This window comes from Pseudomonas sp. PICF141 (assembly GCF_002286815.1).
Classification (GTDB): domain Bacteria; phylum Pseudomonadota; class Gammaproteobacteria; order Pseudomonadales; family Pseudomonadaceae; genus Aquipseudomonas.
Genome location: NZ_MUNM01000083.1, coordinates 23064 through 42759, shown reverse-complemented (window position 1 = coordinate 42759; position 19696 = coordinate 23064). Strand labels below are relative to the sequence as shown.

Annotated in this window: 7 protein-coding genes; 5 read left to right on the top strand and 2 right to left on the bottom strand. The window is 61.3% G+C overall.

Annotation, left to right across the window (positions count from 1 at the left end; translation table 11 throughout):
* Positions 1-2: 2 nt before the first annotated feature.
* Positions 3-1805, bottom strand: coding sequence for an acyclic terpene utilization AtuA family protein (locus BZL43_RS24410; protein WP_095634655.1), 1803 nt, complete (start codon positions 1803-1805; stop codon positions 3-5).
* A gap of 177 nt (positions 1806-1982) precedes the next feature.
* Here BZL43_RS24410 and BZL43_RS24405 point away from each other — a divergent pair, with 177 nt between their 5' ends.
* The 3 genes from BZL43_RS24405 to BZL43_RS24395 all read left to right on the top strand — a co-directional run bounded on the left by BZL43_RS24405 (position 1983) and on the right by BZL43_RS24395 (position 4610).
* The gene (locus BZL43_RS24405; RefSeq protein ID WP_095634654.1) at positions 1983-2609 is read left to right on the top strand and encodes a TetR/AcrR family transcriptional regulator; all 627 of its coding nucleotides are present in this window, start codon (positions 1983-1985) and stop codon (positions 2607-2609) included.
* 93 nt (positions 2610-2702) lie between these two features.
* Positions 2703-3497 (top strand): ABC transporter substrate-binding protein, encoded by a 795-nt coding sequence (locus BZL43_RS24400; RefSeq protein ID WP_095634653.1) that lies wholly within the window; start codon positions 2703-2705, stop codon positions 3495-3497.
* Between the two features lie 99 nt (positions 3498-3596).
* Positions 3597-4610, top strand: a complete 1014-nt coding sequence (locus BZL43_RS24395; protein ID WP_095634652.1) for a GNAT family N-acetyltransferase — start codon at positions 3597-3599, stop codon at positions 4608-4610.
* Positions 4611-4742: 132 nt separating this feature from the next.
* Here the strand turns inward: BZL43_RS24395 and BZL43_RS24390 are convergent, their stop codons facing one another.
* A complete protein-coding gene (locus BZL43_RS24390; protein WP_095634651.1) occupies positions 4743-5291 on the bottom strand; it encodes an RNA polymerase factor sigma-70 in 549 nt (182 codons plus the stop codon).
* A gap of 379 nt (positions 5292-5670) precedes the next feature.
* Between BZL43_RS24390 and BZL43_RS24385 the strand changes: the two genes are divergently transcribed.
* Together BZL43_RS24385 and BZL43_RS24380 are read left to right on the top strand one after the other, a co-directional pair.
* Positions 5671-18654 (top strand): non-ribosomal peptide synthetase, encoded by a 12984-nt coding sequence (locus BZL43_RS24385; RefSeq protein WP_095634650.1) that lies wholly within the window; start codon positions 5671-5673, stop codon positions 18652-18654.
* Between the two features lie 226 nt (positions 18655-18880).
* Entirely contained in the window at positions 18881-19693 is an 813-nt protein-coding gene (locus BZL43_RS24380; RefSeq protein ID WP_095634649.1) for an alpha/beta fold hydrolase, read from the top strand.
* The last annotated feature ends 3 nt before the right edge of the window (positions 19694-19696 follow it).

The following is a 19696-nucleotide window of genomic DNA, read 5'->3' as shown; positions in this document are numbered from 1 at the left end:
CTCTAGTTGACCTGATCGGCGATGTGCTGCGGCACCGGAATCTGGATCTCCAGCAGTTGTTGGGCGAACGCCTTGCCTTGCGGATCGATCCGCAGGCTGGCCACGCCACCGCCACCGAGGGCGTTCTCGAGAAGAAAATTAAAGCTCTGAGTGCCGGGTAAATACCAGCGTTCGACACGCCCATGGATCGGGTCGAGGACATGGCTCATCCAGTCGACCATCACCTCAGGTGTCAGTGCTTCGGCGATCCATGGCAGGTAGTCGGGATGGCGGGCCATGACGCCGATATTGCTGTGATTGCCCTTGTCGCCGGAACGCGCCACGGCGAGTTTGATCAGGGCCACGCTCGCATCGGCGCGCTCGCTGGGTTGGGGCGGATCGAACGGTAGCGGCAAGTCAGCCGGGTCGAGTGCATCCAGGGCGGGCAGGGTGCACGGGTGGCGCTCACCGGCGAGGTCGATTTGCAGGGTGCAGGCGGTTTTGTCGATCAGGAATGAAAACAGCCGGATCAGCGGGTACACCGTCGGCCGCCCGCCGACGATCCCGGTCAACCCCGGCGCCATGCCGGTGGCGGCCTGGGCGATTTCCCGGGAAAACAGAATCAAGGCCTGTTTGGCTGGGTGGCGCACAGCGAGTTTGATCACCACTTCGCGGCTGTCCTGGCGCTGGCCGTGGGGGCCATACGTGGCTTCGCTGCCCAGCAGTTCGATGTTCACTTCGCTGTAGGGCGCCCAGCCGCGCTGGCTGAACATTTCCGAGGTCTTGTTGATGATCGCCTGGCTGACCCGTCGGGCCTTGGCCACGGCATCGATCCCGGCGATCAGGCAACTGGCGGTGCAGCGGAAACCGTCCGGATACGTGGCGCTGACCTTGTACTGATCGGTCGGCGGCAAACCTTTTGCGCCATGCACCTGCACCGCATTCTTGCCTTGCTGTACAAGTTTGACCTGACTGAAATCGCATACCACGTCGGGCAGCAAATAGGCTTGTGGGTCGCCGATTTCATAGAGCATCTGCTCGCCCACCGTCAGCGGCGTGACCAGACCGCCGGAACCATCGGGTTTGCTGACGATAAACTGGCCGTCGACGCCGACTTCAACGATCGGAAAACCGATGTGTTCGTAGTCGGGCACGTCGCGCCAATCGGTGAAATTGCCGCCGGTGCACTGGGCGCCACATTCAATCAGGTGCCCGGCCAATGCAGCCTGGGCGAGTTTGTCATAGTCGTGCCACGACCAGCCGAACTCGTGCACCAGCGCGGCGCTGACTACGGCGCTGTCGACCACGCGTCCGGTAATCACAATGTCGGCCCCCAGGCGCAGGGCTTCGACGATGCCCGGTGCGCCGAGGTAAGCGTTGGTCGATACGCACATCGGCGGCAGCGGCGCACCACTGAACATTTCATGCAGGCCAAGGTTGCTCAGGTGTTTGAACCGCGGTTGCAGATCATCACCCGACAACACGGCAATTTTCAGCGTTACCTGGGCCTTGTCGCAAGCCGCTTGCAGGGCCGCGGCGCAAGCGTGTGGATTGATGCCGCCGGCATTGCTGATGACGCGGATCTTCTGTTCCGAGAGCTGGCTGAGGAGGGGGCTGAGCACTTCGATGAAGTCGCTGGCGTAGCCGGCCCCCGGATCTTTCATCCGCGCCCCGGCCATGATCGACATTGTGATCTCGGCCAGATAATCGAACACCAGGTAGTCCAGTCGCCCGCCTTCCACCAGTTGCGCGGCGGCGGTCGAGGTGTCGCCCCAGAATGCGCTGGCGCAACCGATGCGGATTGTTTTGGGCGCAGCCAATTCCATAACCACCTCCGACAGAAGTGCTTGGAGACTACCAAGCAAGCGCTTGGTTTGTAAACGACTGAAATATCTTCTGCCCAAGCGCTTGCTTGGTTGCCCCCGCCAGCTTAAATTGCCCGCGCATCCCGCTGTATTAACGGGCAGCGGCGCACTTGATTGATCGACTGTAGGAGAGAACGGGTGGACGAGCAAAAAGCCCTGAGGGTGATGCGCGAATTGGTCGACAGCGGCCAATTGACCGACCCGGACAGTGCTCGCGGCAAATTGCTGCAAGTGGCTGCTCACCTGTTTCGTAATAAAGGTTATGAACGTACCACCGTGCGTGATCTGGCCGGTGCGGTAGGTATTCAGTCGGGCAGTATTTTTCATCACTTCAAAAGCAAGGATGAGATCCTGCGGGCGGTGATGGAGGAGACTATTCGCTACAACACCGCGTTGATGCGTGCGGCCCTGGCTGATGCCGGCAGTGTGCGCGAACGGGTTCTGGCGCTGATTCGCTGCGAATTGCAGTCGATCATGGGTGGCAGCGGCGAGGCCATGGCGGTGCTGGTGTATGAGTGGCGTTCGCTATCAGCGGAAGGCCAGGCGCAGGTTCTGGCGCTGCGTGATATCTATGAAGACATCTGGCTGCAAGTGCTGGGCGAAGCCAAGGAGGCCGGTTTTATCCGGGGCGATGTGTTCATCACCCGCCGTTTCCTGACGGGCGCGTTGTCCTGGACCACCACCTGGTTTCGTGCCGATGGCAGCATGAGCCTCGATCAATTGGCCGATGAGGCGTTGATTCTGGTACTTGAAGAACGGCAGTGAGCTGTCTATCTCGGCAAGAAACTGGCTAAGTTGGCGAAACCGCCTAGCTTGAATGCAGTGATGGGTATTTTTTTCGGGGAGTAGGCTGTTTTGATGTCTTCACCAATTCGGACCGCGTCTCGGCTTTTGCTGGCGGCGCTTGCAGTGTGCTGCGTGTTGCCATCTCAGGCCGCACAGTTGGTGCGGGTCGGTGCCGCGCATTTTCCACCCTACACTGTGCGTCCGGAGTCCGGTGCCGATACCGGTCTGTTGCCGCAACTGGTGGAAGCGCTGAATCAGGTGCAAACCGACTATCGGTTCGAGCTGGTGCCCACCTCCATTCCTCGGCGTTTTGGTGATTTCAAACAAGGCCGGGTGGACATGGCGATTTTCGAGAACCCGGATTGGGGCTGGAAGGACATCCCGCATACCCTCGTCGACATGGGCCTGGAAGATGCAGAAATCTTCGTCGCGCAAAAGAAACCCGATCGCGATGAGAGCTACTTCAAAGACCTGACGGGCAAGCGCCTGGCGCTGTACAGCGGCTACCACTACGAGTTTGCCAATTTTAATGCCGATCCCAAGTATCTGGCCGACACCTACAACGCCACGCTGACTTATTCCCATGACAGCAATCTGTTGATAGTGCTGCGCGGGCGTGCCGACATTGCCTTGGTGACGCGCTCCTACCTGAGCGATTATCTGCTGCGTAACGAGAAAGTCGGCGAGCAGTTGCTGGTGTCGCAACGCATCGATCAGGTCTATCACCATTACGCGCTGATTCGCCCGCAGGCGCCGATTACCGGGGAAGCATTTGGCAAGTTGCTGCAAGACCTGCGAAACAACGGCCAGATGTTGAAGATTTTCGACCCCTACAAAATTGCCCTGGTGCCGGTGGGCAAACCCTGAGTCGTGGCTCAGGTCGCGTATTTGGCGACGGCGCTTAAATTTCCTGCCCTGGCTCACGTCACCTCGTTGAACTGTCGACGATTACCGTGAGCCCCACCCATGTCCAATCCGAATGACCTGACCACCCTGGCCTTGCCGTCAGGCAACTGTCTTGTAGCCGATGAAACCGCCAGTCGCCTGAGCCTCAGCCTGCAAGGGCAACCGTTGATCGAGCTGCGGCTGACCCGTGGGCCGGAGTTGCATCTGTGGCTGGAGGAACGCTTCGCTCGTCCTGACGGTCAGGCATTCTGGGCGGCCTGCTATTGGCTGTTTGCCCGTGATGCGGCGTGTCAGCATCTGACCTGGCACCTCGATGACGTATCCACCGAAGCCTTGCTCAGCGGATTGCTGATCGCGACCGAAGTCACTGGCCAGTATCGCTGCGAACGCACGCTGTTCTGGCAATTGCCCCAACCTTGGTTGGGTGAGTCGCGCACCGGCAGCTATCCGCAGCAAATGGTCATCAGCAGCGGCAAGCGCCATCCATTACGTGCGGTGAAGCCCCGTGGTGAGGTCTATCGACGTTTCGATGCGCGGCTCGGTGCGTGGGTTTCCCTGCGCACGATAGAAATCGAGCATGACCTGGCGCGTTTCAACCGCTGGCAGAACAGCCCGCGGGTGGCGAGTTTCTGGCAGGAGGAGGGCAGCATCGAAAAGCATCGCGAATACCTGAGCAAACTCGAAGCCGACCCGCACACCGTGACGCTGATCGGCTGCTTCGATGATCAGCCGTTTGCCTATTTCGAAGCCTACTGGGCCAAGGAGGATCGCATTGCGCCGTTCTATGATGCCGGCGATTACGACCGTGGCATTCACATGCTGGTCGGCGAAGAACATCACCGCGGCCCGCATAAGGTGGCGAGCTGGCTATCGGCGCTGGTGCATTACCTGTTTCTCGATGATCCACGCACGCAACGAGTGGTGGCCGAGCCTCGCGCCGACAACGCGAAGATGATCGGGCATCTGCACAATCAGTGTTTCCACTGCGAAAAAGAGTTCGACTTCCCGCACAAGCGCGCGGCGCTGATGGTGTTGGGGCGTGAGCGGTTTTTTGATCGGTGTTCGTTGGCTTGATGCGTAAGGCTCAAGGTCTGTTGCGGTCTTGAGTCAGTCTTCGCGGGCAAGCCTCGCTCTTACGGTGTTGTGTCGTTCACAAATAATGTAATCGACACAACACCGTAGGAGCGAGGCTTGCCCGCGAAGCTTTTAACGACGAGCAAAGGTATCCGCACGATTGCCCGACACCTTGCGGCAATGCACCAGCGCGTCACGAATCATGAAGTTCACCAGGGTTGGCGAGACGCCGAGTTCCTTGGCGATGTCTTTTTGCGGTACGCCGTGCAGGCGGTACATCTCGAAGGCGTAACGGGTGCGGCTGGGCAGCTCCGTCAGCGCATCGGCGATGTTTTCCAGGGTCGAGAAATTCATGTGCGAGGTTTCCGGCGAAGCGCCCTGAACCACCACGTTCAGACCTTCCTCTTCCGGGCCTGAATACTTCTGCTCCAGCGCCTGCTTGCGGTAATGATCGATCGCCAGGTTGCGCACGATCTGAAACAGATAACTGAGCTGCGCCTTGATTGACGACGTGATTTGCGGCGCCGATTGCAGCCGGAAGAACGCATCCTGCACCACGTCTTCGGCCCGTGATCGGCAACCGGTGATGCGGGCGGCAATCTTGACCAGAATCAGTCGATTGTCGACGAAGGCCTGAAGTAGCGGTGAATCGCACCTGCTTGTGGATACTTGTTCCGTCATTGGAAATCACCTTGCTGCAAATAGGGTCATGGGACGACAAGGGGCGGCGTCGTCCTGCATATCGAGCGACAAATTAGGTTGAATGATAATGATTGTCAATTGAGAAAGAGAATTAATGCCGCGGAAAAAAGCAGAATGAGAACGGCGACACGCTGACTCACCTACTGACCGCAAGCCTGCTGGCGCTCAAGCCTGGCGACTAATTATTTCAAGACCCCATCCGTTCTCATTGGTGAATGGCTGCGCACGCAAGCCCCGGCCAAACCAGCATTCCCAAGCCTTGCGCGGTCGGCGAAGACCGCGTCCCGCATACCCGATGAATGGGTGTGGCGTACGAAAACCGATTCCACTTGCAAGCCGAATTCAGGCAGGAAACCTCATGACCGACGCGTTCGAACTTCCCAGCACTCTGGTCCAAGCCCTTCAGCGCCGCGCGGCCCTGACGCCGGACCGGGTGGCCTTGCGTTTTCTCGCCCAAACCCAGGATCAGGCTGTGGTGCTCAGTTATCGTGAGCTCGATCAGCGGGCGCGAACCATTGCCGGCGCGTTGCAGGCCCAGACGTCGTTTGGTGATCGTGCGGTGTTGTTGTTTCCCAGTGGCCCGGATTACGTCGCGGCGTTTTTTGGCTGTCTGTACGCAGGCGTTATCGCGGTGCCTGCCTATCCACCTGAATCGACCCGTCGTCATCATCAGGAACGTCTGCTGTCGATCATCAGCGATGCCGAACCGCGCTTGCTGCTGACCTGCGCCGACCAGCGCGACGCCTTGCTGCAAATCAACGAGGCGCCGCCATTGCTGTGTGTCGACACCCTCGACAGCGCCCTGGCCGAACATTGGGTCGCGCCGGACTTGCACGGCGATCACATTGCCTTCCTGCAATACACCTCCGGCTCCACGGCGTTGCCTAAAGGCGTGCAAGTCAGCCACGGCAACCTGGTGGCCAACGAACTGTTGATTCGCCACGGATTCGGCATCGACCTGAACCCCGACGACGTGATCGTCAGTTGGTTGCCGCTGTACCACGACATGGGCTTGATCGGCGGCCTGTTGCAGCCGATTTTCAGTGGCGTGCCCTGCGTGTTGATGTCGCCGGCCTACTTCCTCGGCCGGCCATTGCGCTGGTTGGAGGCGATCAGCGAATACGGCGGTACCATCAGCGGCGGGCCGGACTTCGCCTATCGACTGTGCAGCGAGCGGGTCAGCGAATCGGCGCTGGAACGCCTCGACTTGAGTGGCTGGCGGGTGGCGTATTCCGGTTCCGAACCGATTCGCCTCGACACCCTGGAACGCTTCGCCGAGAAGTTCGCGGCCTGTGGCTTTACCTCGGACAGCTTCATGGCCTCTTACGGCCTGGCGGAAGCCACGTTGTTCGTGGCCGGCAGCCCGCGCGGCCAAGGCATCCCGGCGTTGCGCGTGGATGATCAAGCGCTGGCGCAGAACCGAGCCGAACCGGGCGATGGCAGTCCGATCATGAGCTGCGGCATCAGCCAGCCGGATCACGCGGTGCTGATTGTCGATTCCGTATCGCTCGAAGAACTCGCCGACAACGCGATCGGTGAAGTCTGGGCCACCGGGCCGAGCATTGCCCATGGCTACTGGCGCAACCCCGAAGCCACGGCCAAGACATTCGTCCAGCACGCCGGTCGCACCTGGCTGCGCACCGGCGACCTCGGTTTTTTGCGTGACGGCGAGCTGTTCATCACCGGGCGCCTGAAAGACATGCTCATCGTGCATGGTCACAACCTTTATCCGCAGGACATCGAACAGACCATCGAGCGTGAAGTGGAGGTGGTGCGCAAAGGTCGCGTGGCCGCGTTCGCGGTCAACATCGGCGGGCAGGAAGGCATTGGCATCGCCGCTGAAATCAGCCGCAGCGTGCAGAAAATCCTGCCGCCCGAGGCGTTGATCAAAGCCATCCGTCAAGCGGTGGCCGAGGCGTATCAGCAAGCGCCGAGTGTGGTGGTATTGCTCAACCCGGGGGCGTTGCCGAAGACCTCCAGCGGCAAATTGCAACGCTCGGCCTGCCGCAATCGCCTGGCCGATGGCAGCCTCGAGAGTTATGCGCGATTCCCGTCGGCAGACATCGCTAGTCCATCTGAAACCGACTCCGGCTCAGCGCTGCAAACCCTGATCGGCCAACTCTGGTGTGAGCAACTGCAGGTCCAGCAGGTTAACGCCGATGACCATTTCTTCCTGCTCGGCGGCAATTCCATCGCCGCCACTCAAGTGGTCGCGCGCCTGCGTGAAGAGCTGGGGCTGGAGCTGAATCTGCGCTTGTTGTTCGAAGCGCCAACCCTTGGCGCATTCGCCGCCGCTGTCGCCCGGCAACAACAGGATGGCGGCGTGGCCCAAGGCGCGATCATGCCCTTGTCGCGCAGCGACGCCATGCCACAATCCCTGGCGCAAAACCGTTTGTGGATCACCTGGCAACTCGACCCCCAGAGCAGCGCCTATAACATTCCCGGTGCCTTGCACCTGCGCGGCGAAATGGACGAAGACGCCTTGCGCGCCAGTTTCCAGCAACTGATCGAACGTCACGAATCCCTGCGCACGCGGTTCTTCGAGCGCGATGGCGTCGCCCTGCAACAGGTCATTGCTGCCGGCGAATTCAACCTGCAAGTGATCGACATCAGTGACCTGCCAGCCACCGAGCGTGAAGCCCGCGCGCAGCAAATCCGCGAGGACGAAGCCCGCACCCGATTCGATCTGGAAAAAGGCCCGCTGCTGTCGGTGACGCTGGTGCGCCTCGGCGATGAAGACCATCAACTGCTGGTGACCATGCACCACATCATCGCCGACGGCTGGTCGTTGAACGTGCTGCTCGACGAATTCTCGCGGTTGTACGCGGCCGCTTCTCAAGGCCTGAATACCAGCCTTCCGGCGTTGCCAATTCAGTACGCCGATTACGGCAGTTGGCAGCGTCAGTGGCTGGCGCAAGGGGAGAGCGAACGCCAACTCGCTTACTGGAAACAGCAGTTGGGCGTTGATCATCCGACCCTGAGCCTGGCCACCGATCATCCGCGTTCGGCGCAACACATTCGCAGCGCCGCCCGCCACACGCTGCGTCTGGGCGCGAGCCTGAGTGATGCCATTCGCCAGACTGCCCAGGCCCATGAATCGACGCCATTCATGCTGTTGCTCGCAGCATTCCAGAGCCTGTTGCATCGCTACAGCGGCCAACGGGACATCCGCATCGGCGTGCCGAATGCCAACCGTCCGCGCCTGGAAACCCAAGGCCTGATCGGCTTCTTCATCAATACCCAGGTGTTGCGCGCCGAGGTGGATTCGCGACTGCCGTTCGTTGAGTTGCTGGCGCAAACCCGTCAAGCCGCATCGGATGCGCAAGCGCATCAGGACCTGCCGTTCGAACAACTGCTCGAAGCTTTCTCCCAGGCCCGGGAGCAGGGTCTGTTCCAGGTGATGTTCAACCATCAGCAACGGGACCTCACTGCGCTGCGTCGCTTGCCGGGACTGCTCGCCGAAGAGCTGCCGTGGCACAGTCGCGAAGCCAAGTTCGACCTGCAACTGCACAGCGAAGAAGACCGCAACGGGCGTCTGAGCCTGTCGTTCGATTACGCCAGCGAGTTGTTTGATGCGGCGACTATCGAGCGTCTGGCCGAGCATTTCAGCAACCTGCTGCGAGCCATTTGTGAGCAACCGAAAACCGCCATCGGCGACCTGCAATTGCTGACACCGAGCGAGCACGATCAACAATCCCGCTGGAGCGCCGCATCCTGCACCCCGGCCAGCCAATGGCTGCCGGAGTTGCTCAACGAACAGGCGCGCCAGACTCCAAAACGCACCGCGCTGTTGTGGGATGGCGGCAGTCTGGATTTTGCCGAACTGCACGCCCAGGCCAATCGCCTGGCGCATTACCTGCGCGACAAAGGCGTCGGCCCGGACGTGTGCGTGGCCATCGCCGCCTCGCGTTCGCCGCAGTTGTTGATCGGCTTGCTGGCGATCATCAAGGCTGGCGGCGCTTATGTGCCGCTGGACCCGGATTATCCCGCCGAGCGCCTGGCCTACATGCTCAGTGACAGTGGCGTCGAATTGCTGCTGACCCAAACTGAATGGCTCGACCGCCTGCCGGCCACCGATGGCGTCAGCGTGATTGCCATGGACGCCCTGCATCTGGAGAACTGGCCAAGCCACGCGCCGGGTCTGCACCTGCATGGCGACAACCTGGCCTACGTGATTTACACCTCCGGCTCCACCGGTCAGCCGAAGGGCGTTGGTAATACGCATGCAGCCCTTGCCGAGCGCTTGCAATGGATGCAAAACACTTACCGCCTGGACCAGACCGATGTGCTGATGCAAAAAGCCCCGATCAGTTTCGACGTGTCGGTGTGGGAATGCTTCTGGCCGTTGATTACCGGATGTCGTCTGCTGCTCGCCGGCCCCGGCGAACACCGCGATCCGCACCGCATCGCACAGCTTGTTCAGCAGTACGGCGTGACCACGCTGCACTTCGTGCCACCGCTGCTTTCCTTGTTCATTGACGAACCGCTCAGCGCCGAATGCACCAGCCTGCGCCGGTTGTTCTCCGGCGGCGAAGCCTTGCCCGCTGAATTGCGCAACCGGGTGTTGGCGCAACTGCCGGCGGTGCAACTGCACAACCGCTACGGCCCGACCGAAACGGCGATCAACGTCACTCACTGGCATTGCACAACGGCCGATGGCGAGCGCTCGCCGATTGGCCGGCCATTGGGCAACGTGGTGTGCCGCGTGCTCGACGGCGACCTCAACCCGGTACCGGCCGGTGTGCCGGGTGAACTGTGCATCAGCGGTATCGGTTTGGCCCGAGGCTATCTCGGCCGTCCGGCGCTGACCGCCGAACGCTTTGTGGTCGATCCGCTGGGCGAGCAGGGCGCTCGGCTGTACCGCACCGGCGACCGTGCGCGCTGGACCGCCGACGGCGTGATCGAATACCTCGGTCGTCTCGATCAGCAAGTCAAACTGCGTGGTTTTCGTGTCGAGCCGGAAGAAATCGAAGCGCGTCTGTTGGCGCAGTCTGGCGTCGCCCAAGCGGTGGTGCTGGTGCGCGAAACGGCGGCCGGCGGACAGTTGATTGGTTACTACACCGCCACTGAAACCAGCGAAACCATCGATGCTCAAACCACACGCCTGAAAACTGCACTCGCCGCCGAGCTGCCGGAATACATGGTCCCGGCGCAACTCATGCGTCTGGATGAAATGCCCCTGGGCCCGAGCGGCAAACTCGACCGTCGCGCCTTGCCGGAACCTCAATGGCAAGTCCGCGAGCATGTCGAACCGGTCACCGCCCTTGAGCAACAGATCGCCGGCATCTGGCGCGAGGTGCTGGGCCAAACACAGATCGGCCTGCGCGACGACTTTTTCGCCCTCGGCGGCCATTCGCTGTTGGCCACGCAAATCATTTCCCGCACCCGTCAGGCCTGTGACGTCGAGTTGCCGCTGCGGGCGCTGTTTGAGGCCAGTGAACTCGGTGCTTTTGCCGAACAGGTTCGCTTGATCCAGGCCAGCGGCAAAACCAACCAACAGCCGCCGATCGAGAAGGTCGACCGCAGCCAAGCGGTGCCATTGTCCTATTCTCAGCAACGCATGTGGTTCCTCTGGCAGATGGAACCGGACAGCCCGGCCTACAACGTCGGCGGCATGGCACGGTTGCGCGGCGTGCTGGACGTCGGACGTTTCGAAGCGGCGCTGCAAGCACTGATCATGCGTCACGAAACCTTGCGTACGACCTTTCCGAGCGTCGACGGCGTGGCCCGGCAACAGGTGCATCAGGACACCCGCCTGCGCATGGACTGGAAGGATTTCACCACGCTGGATGCCGATAGCCGCGAATGGCAGGTCCAGCAATTGGCCGATGACGAAGCCCATAAACCTTTCGATCTGGAAACCGGGCCGCTGCTGCGTGCTTGCCTGGTCAAGACCGCCGAGCAGGAGCATTACTTCGTCCTGACCCTGCATCACATCGTCACCGAAGGCTGGGCGATGGACATCTTCGCCCGGGAATTGAGCGCGCTCTACGAAGCGTTCGTCGATGACCGCGATTCGCCGCTGCAACCGCTGCCGGTGCAGTACCTGGATTACAGCGGGTGGCAGCGGCAGTGGCTGGAGTCCGGCGAACGTCAGCGCCAGCTCGATTACTGGACCGCGCAACTGGGCCGTGAACATCCGCTGCTGGAGCTGCCGGCCGATCGTCCGCGTCCGCCGGTGCAAAGCCATCAGGGCGAGCTGTTCCGCTTCGACCTCAGCGATGATCTTGCGGCGCGAGTCCGTGCCTTCAACGCACAAAACGGTCTGACCCTGTTCATGACCATGACGGCCGCGCTGGCGGTGCTGCTTTATCGCTACAGCGGCCAGACCGACCTGCGCATCGGTGCGCCGGTGGCCAACCGCATTCGTCCGGAAAGCGAAGGGCTGATCGGCGCGTTCCTCAACACCCAAGTGCTGCGTTGCCAGCTCGACGGGCAGATGTCTGTCGGCGCGTTGTTCGAGCAGGTTCGTCACACCGTAATCGAAGGCCAGTCCCATCAGGACCTGCCGTTCGATCATCTGGTGGAAGCCTTGCAGCCACCGCGCAGTGCGGCTTACAACCCGCTGTTCCAGGTGATGTGCAACGTGCAGCGCTGGGAATTCCAGCAGAGCCGAACCCTGGCCGGGATGACGGTCGAGTACCTGGCCAACGATGCGCGAGCGACCAAGTTCGACCTCAATCTGGAAGTCACCGACCTCGACCATCGCCTCGGTTGCTGTCTGACCTACAGCACCGATTTGTTCGATGAACCGCGCATTGCGCGCATGGCCGGGCACTGGCGCAACCTGCTGGAAGCGTTGCTTGACGATCCGCAGCAACGCTTGAGTGAACTGCCGTTGCTGGACGCCACCGAACAGCAAAACCAGCTCGACAGCCTCGGCATCGAACCAGGTGAACATCGCCTCGATCAATGCATTCATCATCTGTTCAGCCAACAGGCGCTGGTGCGCAAGGACGCGCCGGCCTTGACCTTCGCCGGGCAAACCCTGAGCTACGTAGAGCTCGACAGTCGCGCCAATCGTCTGGCCTGGATGCTGCGCGCGCGTGGAGTCGGCCCGCAGGTGCGGGTCGGTTTGGCGCTGGAGCGTTCGCTGGAGATGGTCGTCGGCCTGTTGGCGATTCTCAAGGCGGGCGGCGCCTATGTGCCGCTGGACCCGGAATACCCGCTGGATCGCTTGCACTACATGATCGAAGACAGCGGCATCAGTGTGCTGCTCAGCGATGCGGCGATGTTCGCGGCCCTTGGCGATTTGCCGGCCAGTGTCAGCCGCTGGTGCCTGGAAGACGATACCGTCGAATTGGCCAATTACCCGGCCACTGAATTGCCGTTTATCAACCTGCCGCAACATCAGGCGTACCTGATTTACACCTCCGGTTCCACCGGCAAACCGAAAGGCGTGGTGGTGTCCCACGGTGAAATCGCCATGCATTGCCGCGCCGTGATCGAGCGCTTCGGTATGCGCCCGGATGACTGCGAGTTGCACTTCTATTCGATCAACTTCGATGCCGCGACCGAACGTCTGCTGGTGCCGCTGTTAAGTGGCGCGCAAGTTGTCCTGCGTGCGCAAGGCCAGTGGGATGCAGAAGAAATCTGCGGGCTGATTCGCCGGCACAACATCAACATTCTTGGCTTCACCCCGAGCTACGGCAGCCAGTTGGCGCAATGGCTGGCGACCCAGGGCGAAACCCTGCCGGTGCGCATGTGCATCACCGGCGGCGAGGCCTTGACCGGCGAACACTTGCAACGGATTCGCGCGGCGTTCAAACCGAGCCTGTTTTTCAACGCTTACGGCCCGACTGAAACCGTGGTCATGCCGCTGGCCAGCCTCGCGCCGGAGCAACTGGAAGAAGGGCTGGGCAGCGTGCCGATTGGCAGCGTGATTGGCGCTCGCGTCGCCTACATCCTCGATGCCGATCTGGCATTGGTGCCGCAAGGCGCGACGGGCGAATTGTATGTCGGTGGCGCCGGCCTGGCGCAGGGGTATCACCAGCGTCCCGGCATGACCGCCGAACGGTTTGTTGCTGATCCTTTTGCAGTGAACGGCGGACGTTTGTACCGCACCGGCGACCTTGTCCGTCAGCGTGCCGATGGCTTGGTGGAGTACCTGGGACGCATTGACCATCAAGTGAAGATCCGTGGTTTCCGCATCGAACTGGGGGAAATCGAAACCCGTTTGCTGGAACACGAATCCGTGCGTGAAGCGGTGGTGTTGGCCCTCGACGCGCCGAGCGGCAAGCAATTGGTCGGCTACCTGGCCACCCACGTCGCCGAACAGGATGAAACGCAACAAACTGCATTGCGCGAAGCATTGAAGACGCACCTCAAAGCGCAATTGCCGGATTACATGGTGCCGACGCACTTGATCCTGCTGGCCAGCATGCCGCTGACTGCCAACGGCAAACTCGACCGCCGCGCACTGCCGGCCCCGGACCCGGCGTTGAACCGTCAGCAGTACGTGGCGCCGCGCAATGAACTTGAGCTGACCCTGGCCGGTATCTGGCGTGAAGTGCTGAACGTCCAGCAGGTCGGCCTCAACGATAACTTCTTCGAACTGGGCGGCGATTCGATTCTGTCGATCCAGGTGGTCAGCCGTGCGCGGCAGCAGGGCATTCACTTCAGCCCGCGTGAGCTGTTCCAGCACCAGACCGTGCAGACGCTGGCCGCCGTGGCGACCCGCACCGAGCAAGTCACTGCCGAGCAAGGTTCGCTCACCGGCGAATCGCGTCTGACGCCGATTCAGCATTGGTTCTTCGATACCGACATTCCACAGCGTCAACACTGGAACCAGGCGTTGCTGCTGGAGCCGACCGTGGCGCTGGAACCGCATCGTCTGGAGCAAGCGCTGCTGACAGTGATCGAACAGCACGACGCCTTGCGCCTGCGTTTCACCGAGGTTGGCGGCCATTGGCAGGCCCGGCACCAGGCGATCTCCGACGCTGCCGTGCTGTGGCAGGTACACGTGCCGGCCATGGACAACTGCGCGGCGTTGTTCGCCGATGCTCAACGCGGCCTCGACCTTGAGCACGGGCCGCTGATGCGGGCGCTGCTGGTGGATGATCCTGAGGGGCAACAACGGCTGTTCATTGCCATTCACCACTTGGTGGTGGATGGGGTGTCGTGGCGGGTGCTGCTGGACGATCTGCAAACGGTCTATCGTCAACTCGAGTCCCGGCAGTCGGTAAAACTGCCGGCGAAAACCAGCGGCTTCAAGGACTGGGCCGCACGGTTGCAGGCTTACGCCGGCAGCGAATCCCTGCGCGAAGAGTTGAGCTGGTGGCAGACGCAACTGGCCGGCCCAAGCGCTGAATTGCCCTGTGATCGTGCCCAAGGCAGTCAGCAAAATCGTCACGCGCAAACCGTCAGCGTGCGCCTCGACAGCGAGCGCACCCGGCAATTGCTGCAACAGGCGCCGACGGCCTATCGCACCCAGGTCAATGACTTGCTGCTGACCGCATTGGCCCGCGTGGTGTGCCGCTGGAGCGGTCATGAGTCGGCATTGATTCAACTCGAAGGCCATGGCCGCGAAACCCTGTTCGACGAGATCGACCTGACCCGCACTGTGGGCTGGTTCACCAGTGCCTACCCGATGCGTCTCACACCCATGAATCAACAAGGTGCCTCGATCAAGGCGATCAAGGAGCAACTGCGCGCGGTGCCGCACAAAGGTTTGGGTTATGGCGTGCTGCGTTACCTGGCCGATGGCCTGTGCCGCCAGACCATGGCCGCGCTGCCGGTGGCGCCGATCACCTTCAACTACCTGGGGCAGTTCGACCAGAGCTTTGGCAGTGATGCGCTGTTCCGCCCGCTCGATGAACCGGTGGGCGCGGCACACGATCCACACGCTCCGCTGCCCAACGAGCTGAGCATCGACAGTCAGGTCTACGGTGGTGAATTGGTGCTGCGCTGGACCTTCAGCGCCGAACGTCATGATGTGCAAACCATCACCGATCTGGCAGAGGCGTATCTGGGCGAATTGCACAGCCTGATCCAGCATTGCCTGAGCGACAACGCAGGCGGATTGACGCCCTCGGACTTCCCGCTGGCCAGACTGACTCAGCCGCAACTCGACGCATTGCCCGTTCCGGCGGCGATGATCGAAGACGTCTACCCGCTGACCCCGATGCAGGAAGGCATGCTGCTGCACACCTTGCTCGAACCGGGCACTGGCCTCTACTACATGCAGGACCGCTACCGCATCAACAGCGAGCTCGACCCCGAGCGTTTCGCCCAGGCCTGGCAAGCGGTAATCGCCCGACATGAAGCCTTGCGCGCCTCCTTCTGCTGGAACGTCGGCGAAGACATGCTGCAAGTGATCCACAAACCGGGCAGCACACCGATCGACTATCTGGACTGGAGTGCGGTTGCCGAAACCGAGCAAGAGCCGAAGTTGCAGGCGCTGCTCAAAAGCGAGCGTGAGGCCGGGTTCGATCTGCTCAATCAGGCACCGTTCCACCTGCGCTTGATCCGCGTGGGCGCGGCGCGCTACTGGTTCATGATGAGCAACCACCACATCCTCATCGATGCCTGGTGCCGTTCGCTGCTGATGAACGATTTCTTTGAGATCTACACCGCCCTCGGCGAAGGCCGGGAAGCGCAACTCGCCGGGGCGCCGCGTTATCGCGATTACATCGGCTGGCTGCAACGCCAGAGCCTGGCCGAAGCGCGACAGTGGTGGCGGCAGAACCTGCAAGGATTCGAGCGCACCACGCCGATTCCGAGTGACCGGCCGTTCCTGCGTGAACATGCCGGCGACAGCGGCAGCATGATCGTCGGCGACCGCTATACCCGACTCGATGCCCGCGATGGTGCGCAACTGCGCGAACTGGCCCAGGCCCATCAGCTGACCATCAACACCTTCGCCCAGGCGGCATGGGCGCTGGTGCTGCGTCGCCTGAGCGGCGATCGCGACGTGCTGTTCGGCGTCACGGTGGCCGGGCGCCCGGTGGACATGCCGCAGATGCAGCGCACCGTCGGGCTGTTCATCAACAGCATCGCCCTGCGGGTGAAAATGCCCGAGGACGATCAGCGTTGCAGCGTTCGGCAGTGGCTCAGCAGTTTGCTCGATAGCAACATGCAGCTGCGTGAGTACGAATACCTGCCGCTGGTGAGCATTCAGGAAAACAGCGAGTTGCCTAAAGGCCAGCCGCTGTTCGACAGCCTGTTCGTGTTCGAAAACGCACCGGTGGAAGTCTCGGTACTGGACCGTGCGCAGAGCCTCAACGCGACCTCTGATTCGGGCCGCACCCACACCAACTTCCCGTTGACGGCGGTGTGTTATCCGGGCGATGACCTGGGTTTGCACCTGTCCTACGACCAGCGCTATTTCGATGAATCCACGGTCGAGCGCATGCTCGGCGAATTCAAGCGCCTGCTGCTGGCGCTGATCGAAGGCTTCCATGGCGACATGGCCGATCTGCCGCTGCTGGGGCGCGAGGAACAGGACTTCCTGATCCATGGCTGTAACCAGAGCGAACACGACTATCCGCTGGAGCACAGCTATATCTCGTTGTTCGAAGCGCAGGTTGCCGAGCATCCGCAGCGAATGGCCGCCAGTTGTCTGGAACAGGAACTCAGTTATGTGGAGTTGAACCAGCGCAGCAACCGCCTCGGTCATGCGCTGATTGCGGCTGGCGTCGGTCTGGATCAACCGGTGGCGTTGCTCGCCGAACGTAACCTTGATCTGTTGGGCATGATCATAGGCAGCTTCAAGGCCGGTGCCGGTTACTTGCCGCTGGACCCGGGCCTGCCGAGTCAGCGCTTGAGCCGAATCATCGACCTGAGCCGCACACCTTTGCTGGTTTGCTCTCAAGCCTGTCGTGACCAAGCCGTCGCGCTGCTGGAAGAATTCGGTTGTGCCAATCGACCTCGATTGCTGGTCTGGGAAGACGTGCAGGCGAGCGATGTTTCGGCGGCCAATCCGGGCATTTACAGCGGCCCGGACAACCTCGCCTATGTGATTTACACCTCGGGCTCCACCGGCCTGCCGAAGGGCGTGATGGTCGAGCAGCGTGGCATGCTCAACAACCAGTTGAGCAAGGTGCCGTACCTGAAATTGAGCGAGACCGATGTGATCGCGCAGACCGCTTCGCAAAGCTTCGATATCTCGGTCTGGCAGTTCCTCGCGGCACCGCTGTTCGGCGCTCGGGTGGACATCGTGCCGAACAGCATTGCCCACGATCCGCAAGGCTTGTTGGCCCACGTTCAGAGCCAGGGCATCACCGTGCTGGAAAGCGTGCCGTCGCTGATTCAGGGCATGCTTGCCCAGGATCGCATGAGCCTCGATGGCCTGCGCTGGATGCTGCCGACCGGCGAAGCGATGCCGCCGGAACTGGCGCATCAATGGTTGCTGCATTACCCGCAGACTGGTTTGGTAAACGCCTATGGTCCGGCGGAATGCTCGGACGATGTGGCGTTCTTCCGCGTCGATCTGGCCTCGACTCGTGGCAGTTATCTGCCGATTGGCACGCCAACCGACAACAACCGCTTGTACCTGCTCGATGGCGCGCTGGAGCTGGTGCCATTGGGCGCCGTGGGAGAGTTGTGCGTGGCGGGCACCGGGGTGGGGCGCGGCTATGTGAGCGATCCGTTGCGTACTGCGCCAGTGTTTGTGCCGAACCCGTTCGGCGCGCCGGGGGATCGCCTGTATCGCACCGGCGACCTGGCCCGGCGGCGCAGCGACGGCGTGCTGGAATACGTCGGACGCATCGACCATCAAGTGAAGATTCGCGGTTACCGCATCGAACTGGGTGAAATCGAGGCCCGTCTGCACGAGCAGCCGCAAGTTCGCGATGCAGCGGTGGGGGTGCAGGACGGGATCAACGGCAAGCATTTGGTCGGCTATCTGGTTGCTGCAGAGTCGGCGCTGGATCCGAACGAACAACTGGAGCGTATCAAGCAACGTTTGCGCGCTGAATTGCCGGAATACATGGTGCCGCTGCACTGGTTGTGGCTCGACAAGCTACCGCTCAACGCCAACGGCAAACTCGATCGCAAGGCCTTGCCGGCGCTGGAGATTGGCCAGTTGCAGAGACAGGCCTATCAGGCGCCGCGCAATGAGCTGGAGCAGACCCTGGCGGATATCTGGGCCGAGGTATTGAAGGTCGAAAAAGTCGGCGTGCGTGACAACTTCTTCGAGCTCGGCGGGCATTCGTTGCTGGCCACCCAGATCGCCTCGCGGGTGCAAAAAGCCTTGCAACGCAACGTGCCGCTGCGGGCGATGTTCGAGTGCAGCACGGTGGCGGAGCTGGCCGAGTACATCGACGGGTTGGCGGCGAGCGACATGACCAAGAAGAAAGTGGATCGCTTGAATGACCTGATGGCGGAGCTGGAGGGGCTCTAAAGTCAAAAGATCGCAGCCTGCGGCAGCTCCTACAGGTGTACGCCGGGCCCGATTCGCGCGTGTGTACGCCGAGCCCATTTGGTTCGCGCGTGTGTGTACGCCGAGCCCCTGTAGGAGCTGGCGAAGCCTGCGATCTTTTGATCTTCAACCGGGTTGACTGTCGAGCCCACGCGGCTCAGTCTTCCTGTGCTTTTTAATGGATCCGATTTCACCGGGGAGACAGTCGATGCCCTTCGTAACGGTTGATGGACAAGCGCTTCACTACATGGATCAAGGCACAGGCCCAGCAGTTCTGCTGGCCGGCAGTTACCTGTGGGACCAAGCCATGTGGGCGCCACAGATTACGGCGCTGTCGCAGCACCATCGAGTCATCGCCCTGGACCTGTGGGGCCATGGCCAATCCGGGCGGATGCCCGAGTGCACAACGTCGCTGGATGACGTGGCGCGCCAGGCATTGGCCTTGCTCGATCATCTGGGCATCGACCGCATTACGCTGGTCGGTCTTTCAGTGGGCGGCATGTGGGGCGTTCGCCTGGCGCTGTCAGCACCGCAGCGGCTCAATGGGCTGGTGCTGATGGACACCTACGTCGGCGTCGAACCGGAACCGACCCGCCAATACTATTTCTCGTTGTTCAAACAGATTGAAGACAGCGGTGAGATCTCGCCGCAGTTGCTCGACATCGTGGTACCGATTTTCTTCCGTCCGGGCATCGATCCGCAGTCGGCGCTGTATCAGGATTTCCGCGCGAAACTGGCTGCGCTGCCGGCCGACCGCTTGCGTGAAAGCATCGTGCCGATGGGACGGATTACCTTTGGTCGTGATGATTTGCTGCCGCGCCTGGGTGAACTGAACCCTCAAACCACGCTGTTGATGTGCGGCGATCAGGACAAACCGCGACCGCCGTCGGAAACCCGAGAGATGGCTGAATTGATCGGTTGCCCGTATGTGCTGGTACCGCAGGCGGGGCATATCTCGAATCTGGAGAATCCGCAGTTTGTTACAGATGCGCTGTTGAAGTTTTTGGCTGAGAGAACTTAGTCG

Coding starts and splice junctions, on each gene's coding strand:
- BZL43_RS24400 (WP_095634653.1), top strand. CDS start 2,703: ATGTCTTCACCAATTCGGACCGCGTCTCGGCTTTTGCTGGCGGCGCTT.
- BZL43_RS24380 (WP_095634649.1), top strand. CDS start 18,881: ATGCCCTTCGTAACGGTTGATGGACAAGCGCTTCACTACATGGATCAA.
- BZL43_RS24410 (WP_095634655.1), bottom strand. CDS start 1,805: ATGGAATTGGCTGCGCCCAAAACAATCCGCATCGGTTGCGCCAGCGCA.
- BZL43_RS24390 (WP_095634651.1), bottom strand. CDS start 5,291: ATGACGGAACAAGTATCCACAAGCAGGTGCGATTCACCGCTACTTCAG.
- BZL43_RS24385 (WP_095634650.1), top strand. CDS start 5,671: ATGACCGACGCGTTCGAACTTCCCAGCACTCTGGTCCAAGCCCTTCAG.
- BZL43_RS24395 (WP_095634652.1), top strand. CDS start 3,597: ATGTCCAATCCGAATGACCTGACCACCCTGGCCTTGCCGTCAGGCAAC.